The sequence below is a fragment of the Clostridium sp. CTA-7 genome (assembly GCF_054768095.1).
In genome coordinates this window covers 176,961-192,876 of the sequence record NZ_BAAAAV010000005.1, presented here as the reverse complement: position 1 = coordinate 192,876, position 15,916 = coordinate 176,961, and the positions used below count along the sequence as shown (strand labels likewise).

Genomic DNA, 15,916 nt, shown 5'->3' with positions numbered 1-15,916 from the left:
ACGTAAAAGAGGACAAAGGTATATGATATGAATTTTAAAGATTACTTAAAAAGTAAGACAGGAACAATATTTTTAAATATTATAGGAGTAATAGCTTTATCTATTTTTCTTCTTAGTATAGGTAATGAATTTAAAGCAGTAATGATAATAGTATTATCCTGGATTACTGTTTTATTTATGTACTGTATTATTTCTTATAGAAAAAGAAAAGATTATTTTGAATTAATAGAGAAATCTGTATCAAAGATAGATAAGAAATACTTAATAAGTGAGGTATTAGAAGTACCACCATTTTTCGAAGCAGAGCCATATTATTATCTTCTAAAAAAATCCAGCAAGTCTATGAGAGAAGAAATTAATAAAGAAAAATTAAGACTTAAAGATTATAAAGAGTATATAGAACAGTGGATTCATGAAGTGAAAACGCCTATTTCACTTATAAAATTAATGGAAGAAAATAATAGGACAGCTAAAAGTTCAGCAATACTTATGCAATTGGAGGAAATTGATAGATATGTAGAACAAGCTTTGTTTTATGCAAGAAGTGAAGAGGTGGATAAAGATTATCTTATTAAGGAAATAAGTCTAAAGGATTGTGTAAACAGTGTAATTACTAGAAATAAGCAAGGCTTTATTTTAAATGATATAAATCTAGAAATTGATAATATTGATAAAGAAGTTTATTGTGATAGCAAATGGCTTGAATTTATTTTAAATCAGATAATAGTAAATTCTATAAAATACAGGAATGATAAAAATCCAGAAGTTAAGGTATATGTAAGTGATATAAAAAATGGAATAAAATTAATTGTTGAAGATAATGGAATTGGTATCCCTTCTGATGAATTAGAGAGGGTATTTGAAAAAGGATTTACAGGAAATATAGGTAGATTAAATAGTAAATCTACAGGAATTGGATTATATTTATGCAAAAAATTATGTGATAAATTAGGATTATTAATAGATATAGAATCAGAAATAAATAGTTATACAAAAGTTAGTATTACTTTTCCTATGGGAAGCTTTTGTAAGTTTTGATTTAGCAATGTTACGACATTGTCACCTAAAAGTAATATTAAATCGAATCTAGTAGGTAATATATAAGTTAAAATATCTTTGAGGTGATAAGAATGAATGAAGTACTAAGAATAAATAATATTGAAAAATATTATGGAAATAAAGGAAATATAGTTAAAGCTATTGATGATATAAGCTTTAATGTGAAAAAAGGTGAATTTGTAGGTGTAATGGGGCCATCTGGGTCAGGTAAGACAACATTGTTAAATTTGATAGCTACAATTGATGATGTTAGTTCAGGTAATATTTATTTAGACGGAAAAGATTTAACAGAAATAAATCAAAAGAATATAGCAAAATTTAGAAGAGAAAATTTAGGATTTATATTTCAAGATTTTAACTTATTAGATACATTAACTATCCATGAAAATATAGCTTTAGCCCTTACTATAAACAAAACTAAAAAAAGTGAAATAGATAGTAAAGTGTTAAGTGTTGCAAGAGAACTAGGAATAGAAGATTTACTTTCAAAATATCCTTATGAGGTATCAGGAGGACAAAAGCAAAGAACAGCTTGTGCCAGAGCGTTAGTAACTGATCCTAAATTAATTTTAGCTGATGAACCAACAGGAGCACTTGATTCAAAATCAGCTCAAATGTTAATAGAAATGATATCAAATTTAAATAAAGATTTAGATGCAACAATATTAATGGTAACACATGATTCTTTTACAGCTAGTTATTGTGATAGGATATTATTTATTAAAGATGGAAAAATATTTACGGAATTAGTGAAAGGTGATAATACACGAAGACAATTCTTTAATAAGATATTAGATGTAGTAGCATTATTAGGTGGTGATGTTAGAGATGTACGCTAAGTTAGCCATTGGTAATGCAAAAAAATCTATTAAAGATTATCTAATTTATTTTATAACTATAACAATATGCGTAAGTTTATTTTACGCAATTACATCACTTTCTAGTTCCAGTTATGAACTAATTACTGAGGACTCTTATAACTTTAAAGCCTTAAAGTTAATATTACAATATTCAACTTATATAATTACAGCTATTCTTATTTTACTTGTAGCTTATGTAAATAAATATATGATAAGAAGGCGCCAAAGAGAATTTGCAACATACGTATTACTTGGTTCAGAACAAAAAGGTGTAGCACTTATGTTTTTTATTGAAACGCTTGTAATAGGAGTTTTAGCTATAATAGCCGGAGTATTTGTAGGAACTTTATTTTCTCAAGCAGTTACAGCCATAGTTTTAATAAGTGCAAAGCAAGAAGTAACATTTAGCTTCAAGTTATATATGGATACATTAGGAATTACATTTATATTCTTTATAGCAATGTTTTGCATAATAGGATTATATAATTTTATGGTTTTAAGAAAAATAAAGCTTATAGATATGTTAAATGCACATAAACAAGTTGAGTTTCAGTTTAAAAGAAGTGGCAAAGTATATAGTGTAATATTTGCATTATCAGTAATTTTATATATTATTTGTGGTAGTTGTACTATTAAAATATTAAATTCAAAAATGGATTATAGTATTGAATCATTGATGTATATAGGTGTATCATTAATTACTTTTATAATTGGAACTTATGCATTATTTTATTCTATTTCCTATATAATGATACACATAAAGGACAAGTGGATTAATTTTAAATATGAAGGGACAAATTTATTTTTAATAGGATCAATAGTATCTAAAATAAAGACAGCACCAATATTAATGGCTACAATATCAATGACTTTTTTAGGTGCGATGATTAGTTTTATAATAACAATTGTACTGGCTCAATGGGGACTGGGATATTTAGATATGAGAGTTCCTTATGATATAGATATAAGAAATAATTATAGTACAAATTTTCTAAAAGAAGCTAATATAAATGATGTTAAAGAGCTACCTAAATTAGATTATAGTGAGGTTATAGATTACTTAAATGGTAATGGGCATGATGTAAAGAATTACTGTCAGGTAGAAAAATATATAGTAAAGGCAGATGAAAATAGCACTCCAACTTTAGCAATAAAATTAAGTGATTTTAACAAACTAAGAGATATGCTAGGATATGAAGAAATAGAACTTAAAGATAATGAATTTACTACTCAGTGGCATAGTGCCAGTACTGATGGAACTATAAATGATTATATAGGTAAAAATCTTCAGTTTGATATTAATGGAGAAAAATATAATATTAGTGAGAATTCATATTATAAAGAATCCATTGGAGAAGGCTTTTACTATAATACAGAGAATATTATAATTTTGCCAGATAAATTATGTGATAAGCTTGATTTTGTAGAGACTAATTTTATGGCTAATATTAAAAATAAAATGAGTTATAAAGAAGCTGATGATTTTCAATATAATTATGTTAATGACTGGTTTAGAAAAAATAATAATGAATTTATAGAAAAATACAGTAAAGAATATGATGTATCGAGTAGTGTAATTAGAACAAGAATAAAATCATTAGAAACTAATAATATTTTAGTTACAACTTTAGCTATGAGGATTCTTGGAATATATCTAGGTGTAGTACTTCTAATGATAAGTTTAACTATTTTATCACTTAGCCAACTTTCTGACTCTATTGAGCATAAAGATAGATTTAATGTGCTTAAAAAGTTAGGGGTTGAAGGTAAGGAGATAAATAATATTATATTAAAGCAAGTTTCATTGTATTTTATAATTCCTATAAGTATAGCAATGATTGGTGTTGCAATATTTATATATAATTTTTATTTATATTATAAGGATATAATTACTGTTTTTGTTGGCGATACTACATTTATTTTAAGTATAATTTTTGGAATTGCTTTGATGATTATGGTATATATATGTTATTTTGTAGGAACATATTATACATTTAAGAGAAATATTAATAATTGAATCAAGCAAATAATCAATAATTGGACTAAACTATTCTGAACGATAAAATTCCAATTTATGTAGGTGAGTATATTGAAAGTGATGAAGATGAAATAGTGATGCTGTAGAGATTTATTATATGTATAGGTAGTTAAGAAATGTGAATAAAAGGATAGGTTTAAAAGCCTATCTTATTTCTTTAACAAAAATATAATTAAAATTTGAAATGGAAATTAAAATGGTTATATTGTAAGAGGTAAAGTGTTTGCCTATGGTGAGGTGAAGCGTATCTATGGAGAACTCAAATTATTAGAAAAAAATAATTAAGAATTAAGTATATTAAGGTTTAAAAGAGCAGCTGAATTTATTTCAGTTGTTTTTATTATATGAAAAGAATTTGCTAAATCAAGTTTTTGCAGATTTATTTGCGTTAAAGTCACCTTTATCTAGTGGGGTATTATTAGCAGATGAAGTTGGATTGGGAAAACAATTGAGGCAGGATTAGTAATACCTCAAAAGAAAACATCTTTAGTTGCAAAGACTTTACGTCTTACATATGTATGTTATAATTAAAGATATTGCTATACAGCACTGGTATAAAGCATATTACTATACTAATATTTTTTCAGATTTAAAATAGTATAGTGTTGGTTTATTAGGAGGTTATTTATGGAAGACAATCAATCAAAAGGAAAACTACCACTTTATATTAAAATATATGATAAAATATTAAAAAACATTCAAGAGGGTATATATAGAGAGGAAAATAAACTTCCAAATGAAACAAAGTTAGCTAAGCAAATGGGAGTAAGTAGAATGACGCTTAGACAGTCGTTGAAAATGTTGCAAGAAGATGGATTTATTGAATCTAGAAAAGGGGTAGGGAACTTTTTACGAAATCAAGATTCCTTAATATCAGTTGGATTAGAGCAAGTAGGGGAAGTCTTATCAAAATGTGGAATTAAGAATATTGATAGAATTTCATGCTTTCCGAGATTAGATCAGTCAACATTATATACTAATAAAATTTTTGAGAGACAAACACCAGTCGTGTTGTTAACTAATTTATTTTATTATATTGATGATGTTTGTTATGCTCATTGTTTTTCGATAATACCAACAGATGTTGATTTTGTTACAAAGATTAATATGTTAAATGAAGAACAAGTAAAAAAAATGATTACTGAAGATATTTATGATTATATAAAAGTAGCAAAATTAGAAATCCAGATATTGAAAGGGATAAAAGAGTATTTAAGAGATGATTTAAAATCAAATAATGATACATATGTATTAATAACTGAAAAAATGATAAATAATGATGGAAAAATTATTTGTATAAATAAATATTCTATTCCTATGGAATATGTAGATATTGAATTATATAGTTTTAAAAAATAGTATAAAATTTTAAATAAAAAAGGTTCTCTTTTTAGGAGAATCTTTTTTTTGTGATTCTAAAATATATTCTTTTGCCTATTGGAGAGGGTCTTTACCATTTAATTTTATTAAGAGAGAATCATATGGAACTCATCGGACTAAAGACTCTAGCTTGGTGTAATATTTAACAAAAGTCAAAGATATTTTATTGACAACATTTCTATACAATGATATATTAATAATACAGCAATGTATACAACGATACAACAAAATACAAAACTTGTATAATGAAATAAAGATAAAAGTTAGGATCAGAACATATTTATCTTTGTATATATTACTAATTAGATTATTGTATTGTAAGTAGAGTTGAAAAAATGATAAGGAGGAAAAATATGAGTTTAAGAATGTGGGGAGCAAGTGGTCCAATTATATCTGTCGAAGGTAAAAAGGGTTTTTTTGATGTAAGCTATGAAAACGATTCGCAAGCTCAAAAACTAGATGTTTGGTTACCAGAAGGGAATGGACCATTTCCGGTTATTGTTAGTATTCATGGTGGTGGCTATAGTGCATGTGATAAGCGTCAAAAAGGAATGATTACACCGATGTTATCAGGTTTATCTAAAGGTTATGCAGTAATTGGATTAAATTATCGATTGTCTAGAGAAACCCAATACCCAAATCCTGTAAAGGATATCAAACAGGCAATTCGTTTTATTAAAGCTAATGCTAGTGAATGGGGAATTGATCCAAATAGAATTGTCATATGGGGAGGAAGCGCAGGAGGTTATATGACATTAATGAGTTGTCTATTTGCCGATGATGAAGAGTTTGATAATCCTGATGATCCTAATTTACTTATATCTGCTCATATTGCAGGAGCAATTGCTTGGTATCCGCAAACTGATTTTTCATCCTGTGATAAAGAATTAAAAATGAATAGTGTAATTAATAGTTTTTTAAGAAAAGAACTGCTTGATACTCATGAAAAATATGTTCCAGCATTTGGAGAAGTAAAAGAAAGTGATTTTCCATATCATGATGCTGATAATACACCAGGAGTTTTATTTTTAGGAGATTCAACACAAAGTGAAACAGCAAAAAAAGCAAGTCCAATATATAGACTTCATAAAAGTATTCCACCTATTTTAGTACAACATGGCAGTGGAGATGAAATTCTTCCCATGCAACAATCAATTCGTTTTGCATTAAAAGCTAATGAAATTTGTGGAGATGAAAGAGTAAAATTAGAAATTATACCTAATGCTATTCATGCATCTGTACTCTTTGAAACAGAAGAAAATATTGAAAAGTGTTTAAGCTTTATTGGACAAATATTCTCAAGTATAAATGATTAATGGTTTACAGTATATAAAATATTTATAAAAAAATATCTGAATGAGGAGAGGGCGAAAATGGATTTTGAGAAAAATGTGAAAAAAGTTATGCCTATGTTTTTATTGGTTATGATTTTAAATGTAGCTATGATTGGTGTGTTTAATATACTTGGGCCTACTTTAGCAACTGAATTTGGAATGAGTTCAGTGACTGTTTCACTGATGCCTATGATTGCAATGTTGGGAGTAGGAATAGCAGGAGTTGTATATGCAGCATTATCTGACTATATAAGTATGAGGAAATTAATGGTTGTTGGTATCATAATGATGGATGTTGGCGCTATATTAGCATTTCTTCTAGTTAATGTAAATGCAAATTTCTATTTACTATTAGTTGCAATTGCAATTCTTTCATTGGGAGGTAGTTGTTCAGCAAGTTTACTTATTATTCTAGTAACAAGATATCTTCCGGCTAATGAATGTCCGAAATATTATGGGTATTCTTCAGCTTGTATAGGGCTTGGTCAAGCATTAGGTTTTTTGGTTGGAGGAGTAGTGATTACATATGTTGATTGGAGATATGTATTTGTGTTACCTTTGCTTTCAATAATTGCAATTCATTCAATAGTGAAATATATACCTGACGAATGTCATGGTAAAGTAAAGAAAGTTGATATTTTAGGATTATTGTTATTAACATCTTTTGCATTATCGATTTCACTATATTTTAATATGTCTGATTGGCGTTACCTAGTAGGAGCAATTATTGTTTTAGTTGTATTCTTAATTTATATTTCAAAAGGTCAAAACAAAATTATGTCAATTGACTTTTTTAAGAATAGAGGATTCTTAGTTGTGACTTTATTAGCAATAGTTGTATTTGGGATTCAACTATCATTTTCATTCTTAATGTCATTTACAATAAAAGCAGTTTATAAAATTACTCCAGATAAAATATCACTAATTTTATTGCCTAGTTATATTGTTGTGATTATTGTTGGAGCAAATGTAGGAAGAATAGTAAATAAGCTTGGAACTTATAAAACAATGTATACAGCTTTAGGAGCAATCATAGTATGTATGTTGGGAGGATCTGTTCTAATTGATAAAAATATATTTGTAGCAGCAATTATTGCTTGCTTAGTAGCTGGATTATATGCATTACCATACACAGCATTTATGCAAGTCGTAATATCTACTTTAAAACCTGAACAAATGGGAACAGGAGTAGGTGTGTTTACTTTAATTAAAGGAATAGGTCAATCAGTTATGATTGTTGTTACAGGAAAATTAATATCACTTCAAATAATGCATTTAGATTTACATCTTGTTGCTAAGAATGCATCAGTATTTAGTAATATTATGATAGTATTTGGTATAGCTTTAATGTTAGCACTAGTAGTATTATCAATACAAATGAAAAAGGGAAATGTAAAAATTAATCAAAATACATAATTATATTAAAAAGTATATTAACTAACAAAATACATAATTATATTAAAAAGTATATTAACTAAATGGAAAGTGAGGAAGTTAAAATGTTTTATGATAAAGTAAAAGAAAGTGCAAATTATATTCGCTCAGTTGTAAATGAAAAAATAGATGTAGCTGTTATTTTAGGTAGTGGTTTAGGGAAAATTGTGGATATTATGGAGGATAAAAAAATCATACCGTATAAAGAAGTTCCAAATTTCCCACAAAGTTCAGTTGCTGGACATGCAGGAAATTTAGTGTTTGGGAAAATTGGCAATACTAAAGTTATGGCTTTACAAGGACGTTTTCATTATTATGAAGGATTTACTTTAAAAGAAGTTGCATATCCAGTTTATGTAATGAAGTTATTGGGAATTGAAAATATGATTGTAACAAATGCATGTGGTGGAATCAATGAGACATTTAAACCAGGTGATTTAATGATTATTGACGATTTTATTAATTCAGTCAGCTCAAACCCATTAATGGGCAATAATGATGAAAGATTTGGTCCTAGATTTCCAGATATGTCACAACCATATGATATACAATTAAGAGAAAAAGCTAAAGAAGTAGCTGATGAATTAGGAATTGATACAAAACAGGGTGTTTACACATTCTTCCAAGGTCCTTATTATGAGACTGTTGCAGAAATTCGTATGTATAAAGCAGCAGGAAGTGATGCTATTGGTATGTCTACTGTTCCAGAAACAATTGTTGCCAATTACCTAGGAATAAAAACTTTAGGAATTGCATGCATTACAAATATGGCAACAGGTATACGTACTGGAAAACATAGTCATGAAGAGGTAGTAGCTATTGCAGAACAAACAAGTCAAAAACTTTGTGCTTGGATTACAAAATTATTAGAAAATTGGGAATAAAAACAACTTGAATTTTCTTATTTATTAAGGTTAAACCCCAAAAAGAGTATTTTAAATTTTGGGGATACAATATACACATATAATGTACTTTGAAAAGTTCTATATATTGTATCTGAAAATATCACTAAGACCTTTTGAGGGCTACGACCTTATTAAAAGAAACTATATGAGAGTGTTGAGTAGTTTATATGACATGTTCTACTTTTCTTACTTATTGATTATATATTGATAGTTGCAAACAAAGGAGAAGATATGGAGGAGAATAAAAAGAAAAAATACCTATTTATTTTTTTAGCGATTAATTTGATAGGAATTGCAGTAGCATTATTTTTAGAAAGCCAATTGGGATGTGATCCTACTGGAGTGCTTTATGATGGAATTTCTCGGTTTATATCTATAAAATTTGGAAGTGCTTCTTTTATTTATAATTTACTGCTTATAGGAATAGCATTCTTGATAGCCAGAAATAATCTTGGAATTGGAACAATTGTATATGGATTATTGGCAGGATTCTTTATTGATTTTTATCGTGGAATTTTTAGCCAGTTTGAGTTAGCAAGTATGGGAATACAGTATGCAGTCCTTGTATTTTTAATAGGAGAACTCTGTATGTCATTAGCAATTGCCATTCTAATACAGCTTAAGCTTGGGATGACAGCATTAGACTGTCTTTTGGTAAAATTTAAGGAGCATTTTCATATTTCATATGCATTCTTGAAGATAGGAATAGACATTTTTTATGTAGTTATAGGAACTAGTTTGGGAGGAATTTTTGGAATCGGAACTATCATTTCTGCAATGGTTACGGGTATTCTTGTGTCGAAATTTGTGAAAGTGATTGAAATTATCCAGTTGAAGACGAGTAAAATAGAAGGATATGTAGTAAAGGACGTGTAGTAAATGAAAAAATATAAACGAATATTTGTGATTGTTATAGATTCACTAGGAATTGGGAAAATGGGGGATTCTGCTATATTTGGAGATTATGATGTAGATACACTGGGACATATATCAGAACATGCGAAAAGCCTGATTATTCCGAATATGAGAAGATTGGGAATTGCAAATCTTCATTTGCTAGCTGGTATCGATCCAGCAGAAAATCCATTGGCATATTATATGGAAATGAACGAGAAAAGTACGGGAAAAGATACTATGACTGGTCATTGGGAAATGATGGGACTTAATATCAAAAAACCATTTCTCACATTTTCAGAGAATGGCTTTCCGAAAGAGCTAATAGATGAATTGTCTCAAAAAACAGGACGTAAGATTATTGGTAATAAAAGTTCCAGTGGTACCGAGATTTTAGATGAGCTGGCAGAAGAAGAAATTGCAAAAGGACATATGATTGTATACACTTCTGCAGATTCTGTATTGCAGATTTGTGGAAACGAAGAAACTTTCGGACTAGAAGAATTATATCGTTGTTGCGAAATAGCCAGAGAAATTACCATGAAGGATGAATGGAAAGTTGGACGAGTAATTGCAAGACCTTATATTGGAAAGAAAAAGGGAGAATTTAAAAGGACTGCAAACCGTCATGACTATGCATTAAAGCCATATGGAAAAACTGTTTTGGATGTACTAAAAGATAAAAATCTAGATGTAATTTCTGTTGGAAAAATAAATGATATTTTTGATGGTGAAGGAATTACAGAAGAATATAAGTCAAAATCATCTGTTCATGGGATGGAGCAGACTTTAGAAATTGCAGGAAAAGATTTTACTGGATTGTGTTTTGTAAATCTAGTTGATTTTGATGCCTTATGGGGACATAGAAGAGATGTAAATGGGTATGCTCAAGAGCTGGAGAAGTTTGATGTAAATCTAGGAAAGCTAATGAATAAAATAAAAGACGATGATTTATTAATTTTAACTGCAGATCATGGAAATGATCCAACATATAAAGGTACAGACCATACTAGAGAGAAAGTTCCATTTATTGCATATTCTCCATCTATGAAAGGTGCTGGCAAGTTGCCTGCAACTGATAGCTTTGCAGCAATTGGAGCAACTATAGCAGACAATTTTGAAGTTGAGATGCCAAAAGGAACTATCGGAACATCTGTTTTAGGGAAGTTAAAATAAAAAGTTTTTTAAAAATCATATGGAGAAAAAGTGAGGTAAGGAAAAAGAGATATGAATAAATCAATCGTAATAATAAAGGGCAATATTGTTTTTAGTAAAAATTTAAAGGAGCTTAAAATTATTAAGGATGGATTTATTGTCTATTGCAATGAGTGTGTAAAAGGAGTATATAGAGAATTACCGGAGGAATAAGAATCTTTTCATTCCATGGGAGTCAGTGATATAGCTTCCCTTCAGAATATACAGTATCTTCTATGAGTTGTTATTCTGTTTTAAAAGTGTATGGAGTGAATCAATATGAAAAAATTATTTAGCAAAAAATAAAATTGAATCAACAGTAAAAGTAATAGATTAAATTTATAAATTATAAATTAAAAATAATAGGAAAATGGAGGAGTAGGAAATGAGACATATTTTAGAAAAGTTAGATCATACTATGTTAAATGCTGTGACAACATGGGAGGATATCAAAAGGGTGTGTGATGAAGCAAAGGAAATGAGAGTAGCTTCTGTTTGTATACCACCAAGTTATGTTAAAAGAGCTAGTGAGTATTTAAATGAAAAAGTAGCTGTATGTACAGTAATAGGATTCCCACTAGGATATCAAACAACTTCAATTAAAGTTGCTGAAGCTAAAGATGCAATAGAAAATGGTGCTAAAGAGGTAGATATGGTAATTAACATTGGCGATGTTAAAAATGGAGAATATACAAAGATTGAAGAAGAAATAAGAGCTATTAAAAAGGAAGTTGGAGATAATATATTAAAGGTTATTATTGAAACATGCTATTTAACTGAAGGTGAAAAGATTGCAATGTGTAAGGTAGTAACAAATGCAGGTGCGGATTTTATAAAGACCTCAACTGGATTTGGTACTAATGGAGCAACATTAGAGGATATAAAATTAATGGCTTCTAATGTTGGTAAAGAAGTTTCTATTAAAGCAGCTGGTGGAGTTAGAACTATAGAAGATGCAGAAGCTTTCATAGAAGCGGGAGCAATAAGATTAGGAACAAGTTCAATTTGTAGAATAATTAAAAATGAAGAAGTAATAGGATATTAACTAAATTAATTATTTTTATTGAGCATAGAGATTAGTTCTTTCAAGTTTGTGTGTAACTCTATGCTCATATTTTTGTCATTTTTTTAATTTTATAATAACGGACTACTATCGTTTTCCTAAATAATGAGAAAATTACCGTTGTTCTAAATATTTTATAGTTTTCTTCATAGCTTCAAAATTCTTTCTGTGATAATCAACTCTAGCCATATCATTAATAGTCCCATCTTCTTTTAATTCATCTAACAAACCAATTCCATTTTCTAAAATTAATAGTGGCTTTTCATATCTATCATATACGGTATTTAGTGTATATCTTAATCCAACAGCATCTATTTGCCAACCCCACTCACTTGCTTCTAAGTCTCCCTTTTCCTTCTTTATATTAATGTTATTCTCTGTGAAGTATCTATCCATGTACCAATGGTATTTTCCTTTAGCTTGGACATCTAAATAAAATTGATTTCTTATTCGATCATCATAAAGCATTTTCATAACAGCATCTGGTTTGCATGTATGTGCATAAGTTGTAAAGTAAGCTATCATATATCCTATATTGTTATTTGCATCAATTTCATGAGCTAACTTTGTAGCCTTTGCAGCTGCCACAAACTGATTATGAATACCTTGGAATAACATTTCTTCATAGTTATCATATCCATCATTTAATATTCCCAAAGTCTTAGGACCTGCCTTAATACTAATATTAATTTCATTAAAAGTTGCCCAATATTTAACTTCACCTTTATATCTAGTAAATATAGTTTCACAATACTTTACATATAAATCTATAAGCTTTCTATTATACCAACCACCAAATTTTTTAATTAAAATTAATGGCATATCAAAGTGAGAAATTGTTATTAATGGTTCTATATTATACTTCAAACATTCCTTAATAACATTATTATAGTATTCTAATGCTTTTTCATTTGGTACAGCATCATCTCCATTTGGAAATACTCTTGACTAATCTATTGAAAATCTAAATACCTTAAATCCCATTTCAGCTAAAAGTGCGATGTCTTTCTTATATGTATAATAGAAATCTATACCTCTTCTTTTGGGGTACTCAGTAACAATCCTTTAGTTACATGCTCTTGATGCAACTCTTTGAATATGTAATACTAAGTATAAATTTTCATCTTTTAGTTGTAAATCATTAAGCTGTCTACTTATAAAATACTGCAAATGTGTAATAAACCTAGTAAAATTTAATGAACTCTCATCAAGATCTATTTTAAAATTATATTTTATTATTACAATAATATATCCAATTATTTCTGTGATTTTAGTAGTTTCATCTATTTTACCATCTCCTATAAGAATGATGAAGATATTGAGTTGACATTGTTCTTATTGTGGTAAAAACAATATTATGATATTATTTTATTATATTTTTTAACAATATGATAAATATAAGGGGGCAAAATGAAAAAAATAATAGAAAAATGGAATAACATAAGCTTAGTTAAAAGAATTATAGTAGGTCTAATATTAGGTATAATAATTGCATTAATAATTCCAGATTTGGGGGCACCAATATCAATATTGGGATCATTATTTGTAGGTGCATTAAAGGCAATAGCATCATTATTAGTATTCTTCTTAGTATTGGCTGCACTTTGTCAGTATAAAGAAGGCAAAAAGACTAATATGAAGTCAGTTATATTATTATATCTTTTAGGAACACTTTCAGCAGGAGTAGTTGGAGTTATTGGTAGTTTTTTATTTCCGGTTAAGTTAGTTCTTACTACAAGTGTAGAAAACTTAACACCACCAAGTGGAGTAGGAGAAGTATTAAATAATTTACTAATGAGTATAGTATCTAATCCAGTTAGTGCACTTTCTAATGCTAATTATATAGGGATATTATTTTGGGCAGTAATTTTAGGGCTTGCTCTAAAAAATGCTAATGAAGGAACTAAGGAAGTTATAGTAAATATTTCAGATGCTATATCACAGGTTGTAAGATGGATAATCAATTTAGCACCATTTGGAATAATGGGACTTGTGTATGATAGCATATCTAAGCAAGGAATAGAATCATTACTTAAATACGGACAATTGATATTAGTATTAGTTGGGTGTATGGCATTTTTTGCTTTAGTGATAAACCCAATAATAACTTTTATAGCAATACGTAAAAATCCATATCCACTTGTTATTAAATGTTTAAAAGATAGTGGTATTACAGCATTTTTCACGCGTAGTTCAGCAGCTAATATACCTGTGAATATGAGATTATGTAAGGAGCTTGGACTAAACGAAGATACATATTCAATTTCTATACCACTTGGAGCAACTATAAATATGGGTGGTGCTGCTATAACTATATCAGTATTAGCACTTGCTGCAACTAATACTCTTGGTATAACAGTAGATATTGGAACAACTATAATACTTACTTTATTATCAGCTGTAAGTGCATGTGGAACCTCAGGAGTAGCAGGAGGATCATTATTATTAGTACCACTTGCTTGTAGTTTGTTTGGTATACCAAATGATATTGCTATGCAAGTAGTTGGTGTTGGATTTATAATTGGAGTTATACAAGATTCTTGTGAAACAGCACTTAATTCCTCAACAGATGTACTTTACACTGCAGTAGCTGAGTTTGCAAAAGAACGTAAAGGAAATCAGGATAATAGACTAGTTAGCTAAAAAATTGGAATTTTTAGAAGTTTAGGTTAGTAGAACTCTTACTTGCATTAGAGGTGCAGGTAAGAGTTTTTTATGTTTAGAAAAAGGAAAATTAAATCAAGAAAGTTTATTTTTTATATAATATCATAAATATATGTTATTATATAATAGACAATAAAATAGATTTTTAACGGAGGAATTTTTAATGATAAAACTTATAGCATCAGATATGGATGGAACTTTATTAAATAATGATCATGACATAGATAAGGAAACTATTGATGCAATTAGAAAAGCAGAAGAAGCAGGTATAATATTTGCAATATCTACAGGCAGAGAATATGAGAGTGTTAAGGGGCTATTAGAGAAGCATAATATAAAGGCTCAGTGTATTCTTTCAAATGGAGCAGAATATAGAGATGAGGATGGAAATATATTAGACGTTATAAATATAAAGAAAGAAAATGCGAAAAAGATAACAGAGATATTAGATGAAAATAAACTGTCAGCTCGTATATTTACAGATAAGGGAGTATTTACTACATCTACAAGAGAAGAAGCATTTCAAGAAGTTGTATTTAGAACTATGATATTCAATGAACATTTAACAGAGACTGAGGCAAGGGAAATAGCTAAAAATCAAGAATTTTTCACATGCTTACAGTATATTGATGATATAGATAAATTCTTTGAAAGTGGAATAGAAGTAAGAAAGTTTGTAGCATTCCATAAAGATATAAAATTTATAGATACGATGAAAAAAGTTATTGGAGAAATTGAGGGATTAGCAATATCATCATCATTTAGAGATAATATAGAAATAACTGATGTAAATGCGCAAAAAGGAATTATTTTAGAAAAAGTAGCTAAGAATATGTCAATAGCAATGGAGGATGTTATGATCCTTGGAGACAGTTTTAATGACTACTCAATGTTTGAAATATTTGAAGAAACTGTTGCGATGAAGAATGCTATACCAGAGGTTAAGGCTATAGCTAAGTACATAACAGATAGCAATGACAATTTAGGCGTTGCTAAGGCCATCTATAATGTGATTAATGATGAAATGCATAAAATGATTAAGTCAAAAGAAAATAATTAGAGTTTTAGACTATAATAAGTGGAATGCTTTT

General features: G+C 28.6%; 14 protein-coding genes and 1 pseudogene. 14 read left to right on the top strand and 1 reads right to left on the bottom strand.

Annotated elements, in window-relative coordinates; genetic code table 11:
• The first annotated feature begins 27 nt into the window (after positions 1-27).
• The 12 genes from ACYUEX_RS11995 (at position 28) to deoC (ending at position 12,143) form a co-directional block, all read left to right on the top strand.
• Positions 28-1,038 (top strand): sensor histidine kinase, encoded by a 1,011-nt coding sequence (locus tag ACYUEX_RS11995; protein ID WP_460288392.1) that lies wholly within the window; start codon positions 28-30, stop codon positions 1,036-1,038.
• A gap of 92 nt (positions 1,039-1,130) precedes the next feature.
• Entirely contained in the window at positions 1,131-1,898 is a 768-nt protein-coding gene (locus ACYUEX_RS11990) for an ABC transporter ATP-binding protein (protein WP_411168413.1), read from the top strand.
• Positions 1,888-3,936: an FtsX-like permease family protein gene (locus ACYUEX_RS11985; RefSeq protein ID WP_460288391.1), complete on the top strand. Its 2,049-nt coding sequence runs from the start codon at positions 1,888-1,890 to the stop codon at positions 3,934-3,936. Before ACYUEX_RS11990 ends, ACYUEX_RS11985 begins: the two co-directional genes overlap by 11 nt.
• A 352-nt stretch (positions 3,937-4,288) precedes the next feature.
• Positions 4,289-4,420, top strand: a complete 132-nt coding sequence (locus ACYUEX_RS11980; RefSeq protein ID WP_460288389.1) for a hypothetical protein — start codon at positions 4,289-4,291, stop codon at positions 4,418-4,420.
• A 164-nt stretch (positions 4,421-4,584) separates the two neighbouring features.
• Complete coding sequence (locus ACYUEX_RS11975) at positions 4,585-5,316, top strand: GntR family transcriptional regulator (protein WP_460288386.1); 732 nt, start codon at positions 4,585-4,587, stop codon at positions 5,314-5,316.
• A gap of 374 nt (positions 5,317-5,690) precedes the next feature.
• Positions 5,691-6,653: an alpha/beta hydrolase fold domain-containing protein gene (locus ACYUEX_RS11970; RefSeq protein ID WP_460288385.1), complete on the top strand. Its 963-nt coding sequence runs from the start codon at positions 5,691-5,693 to the stop codon at positions 6,651-6,653.
• A 57-nt stretch (positions 6,654-6,710) separates the two neighbouring features.
• The gene (locus tag ACYUEX_RS11965; RefSeq protein WP_460288384.1) at positions 6,711-8,087 is read left to right on the top strand and encodes an MFS transporter; all 1,377 of its coding nucleotides are present in this window, start codon (positions 6,711-6,713) and stop codon (positions 8,085-8,087) included.
• A gap of 83 nt (positions 8,088-8,170) precedes the next feature.
• Positions 8,171-8,989 carry a purine-nucleoside phosphorylase gene (locus ACYUEX_RS11960; protein WP_460288383.1) on the top strand — a complete coding sequence of 273 codons (819 nt, stop codon included), beginning with the start codon at positions 8,171-8,173 and terminating at the stop codon, positions 8,987-8,989.
• A 252-nt stretch (positions 8,990-9,241) separates the two neighbouring features.
• On the top strand, positions 9,242-9,886 hold the full coding sequence (locus ACYUEX_RS11955) for a YczE/YyaS/YitT family protein (RefSeq protein WP_460288381.1): 645 nt from the start codon (positions 9,242-9,244) through the stop codon (positions 9,884-9,886).
• Between the two features lie 3 nt (positions 9,887-9,889).
• Positions 9,890-11,080: a phosphopentomutase gene (locus ACYUEX_RS11950; RefSeq protein WP_460288379.1), complete on the top strand. Its 1,191-nt coding sequence runs from the start codon at positions 9,890-9,892 to the stop codon at positions 11,078-11,080.
• A 51-nt stretch (positions 11,081-11,131) separates the two neighbouring features.
• On the top strand, positions 11,132-11,272 hold the full coding sequence (locus ACYUEX_RS11945) for a hypothetical protein (protein ID WP_460288378.1): 141 nt from the start codon (positions 11,132-11,134) through the stop codon (positions 11,270-11,272).
• Positions 11,273-11,483: 211 nt separating this feature from the next.
• A complete protein-coding gene (gene deoC, locus ACYUEX_RS11940; RefSeq protein ID WP_460288377.1) occupies positions 11,484-12,143 on the top strand; it encodes a deoxyribose-phosphate aldolase in 660 nt (219 codons plus the stop codon).
• 132 nt (positions 12,144-12,275) lie between these two features.
• On the opposite strand, the pseudogene ACYUEX_RS11935 reads toward deoC, so the two are convergent.
• Positions 12,276-13,193: pseudogene (locus ACYUEX_RS11935) on the bottom strand (glycoside hydrolase family 1 protein).
• A 378-nt stretch (positions 13,194-13,571) separates the two neighbouring features.
• On the opposite strand from ACYUEX_RS11935, the gene sstT reads away from it, so the two are divergent.
• A complete protein-coding gene (gene sstT / locus ACYUEX_RS11930) occupies positions 13,572-14,804 on the top strand; it encodes a serine/threonine transporter SstT (RefSeq protein ID WP_460288375.1) in 1,233 nt (410 codons plus the stop codon).
• Between the two features lie 184 nt (positions 14,805-14,988).
• Positions 14,989-15,885 (top strand): Cof-type HAD-IIB family hydrolase, encoded by an 897-nt coding sequence (locus ACYUEX_RS11925; RefSeq protein WP_460288374.1) that lies wholly within the window; start codon positions 14,989-14,991, stop codon positions 15,883-15,885.
• Positions 15,886-15,916 lie beyond the last annotated feature (31 nt).

Bases quoted from the DNA above. Each gene is read 5' to 3' on its own strand.
- ACYUEX_RS11995 (WP_460288392.1), top strand. From the start codon at position 28: ATGAATTTTAAAGATTACTTAAAAAGTAAGACAGGAACAATATTTTTA.
- ACYUEX_RS11990 (WP_411168413.1), top strand. From the start codon at position 1,131: ATGAATGAAGTACTAAGAATAAATAATATTGAAAAATATTATGGAAAT.
- ACYUEX_RS11985 (WP_460288391.1), top strand. From the start codon at position 1,888: ATGTACGCTAAGTTAGCCATTGGTAATGCAAAAAAATCTATTAAAGAT.
- ACYUEX_RS11975 (WP_460288386.1), top strand. From the start codon at position 4,585: ATGGAAGACAATCAATCAAAAGGAAAACTACCACTTTATATTAAAATA.
- ACYUEX_RS11970 (WP_460288385.1), top strand. From the start codon at position 5,691: ATGAGTTTAAGAATGTGGGGAGCAAGTGGTCCAATTATATCTGTCGAA.
- ACYUEX_RS11965 (WP_460288384.1), top strand. From the start codon at position 6,711: ATGGATTTTGAGAAAAATGTGAAAAAAGTTATGCCTATGTTTTTATTG.
- ACYUEX_RS11960 (WP_460288383.1), top strand. From the start codon at position 8,171: ATGTTTTATGATAAAGTAAAAGAAAGTGCAAATTATATTCGCTCAGTT.
- ACYUEX_RS11955 (WP_460288381.1), top strand. From the start codon at position 9,242: ATGGAGGAGAATAAAAAGAAAAAATACCTATTTATTTTTTTAGCGATT.
- ACYUEX_RS11950 (WP_460288379.1), top strand. From the start codon at position 9,890: ATGAAAAAATATAAACGAATATTTGTGATTGTTATAGATTCACTAGGA.
- ACYUEX_RS11945 (WP_460288378.1), top strand. From the start codon at position 11,132: ATGAATAAATCAATCGTAATAATAAAGGGCAATATTGTTTTTAGTAAA.
- deoC (WP_460288377.1), top strand. From the start codon at position 11,484: ATGAGACATATTTTAGAAAAGTTAGATCATACTATGTTAAATGCTGTG.
- sstT (WP_460288375.1), top strand. From the start codon at position 13,572: ATGAAAAAAATAATAGAAAAATGGAATAACATAAGCTTAGTTAAAAGA.
- ACYUEX_RS11925 (WP_460288374.1), top strand. From the start codon at position 14,989: ATGATAAAACTTATAGCATCAGATATGGATGGAACTTTATTAAATAAT.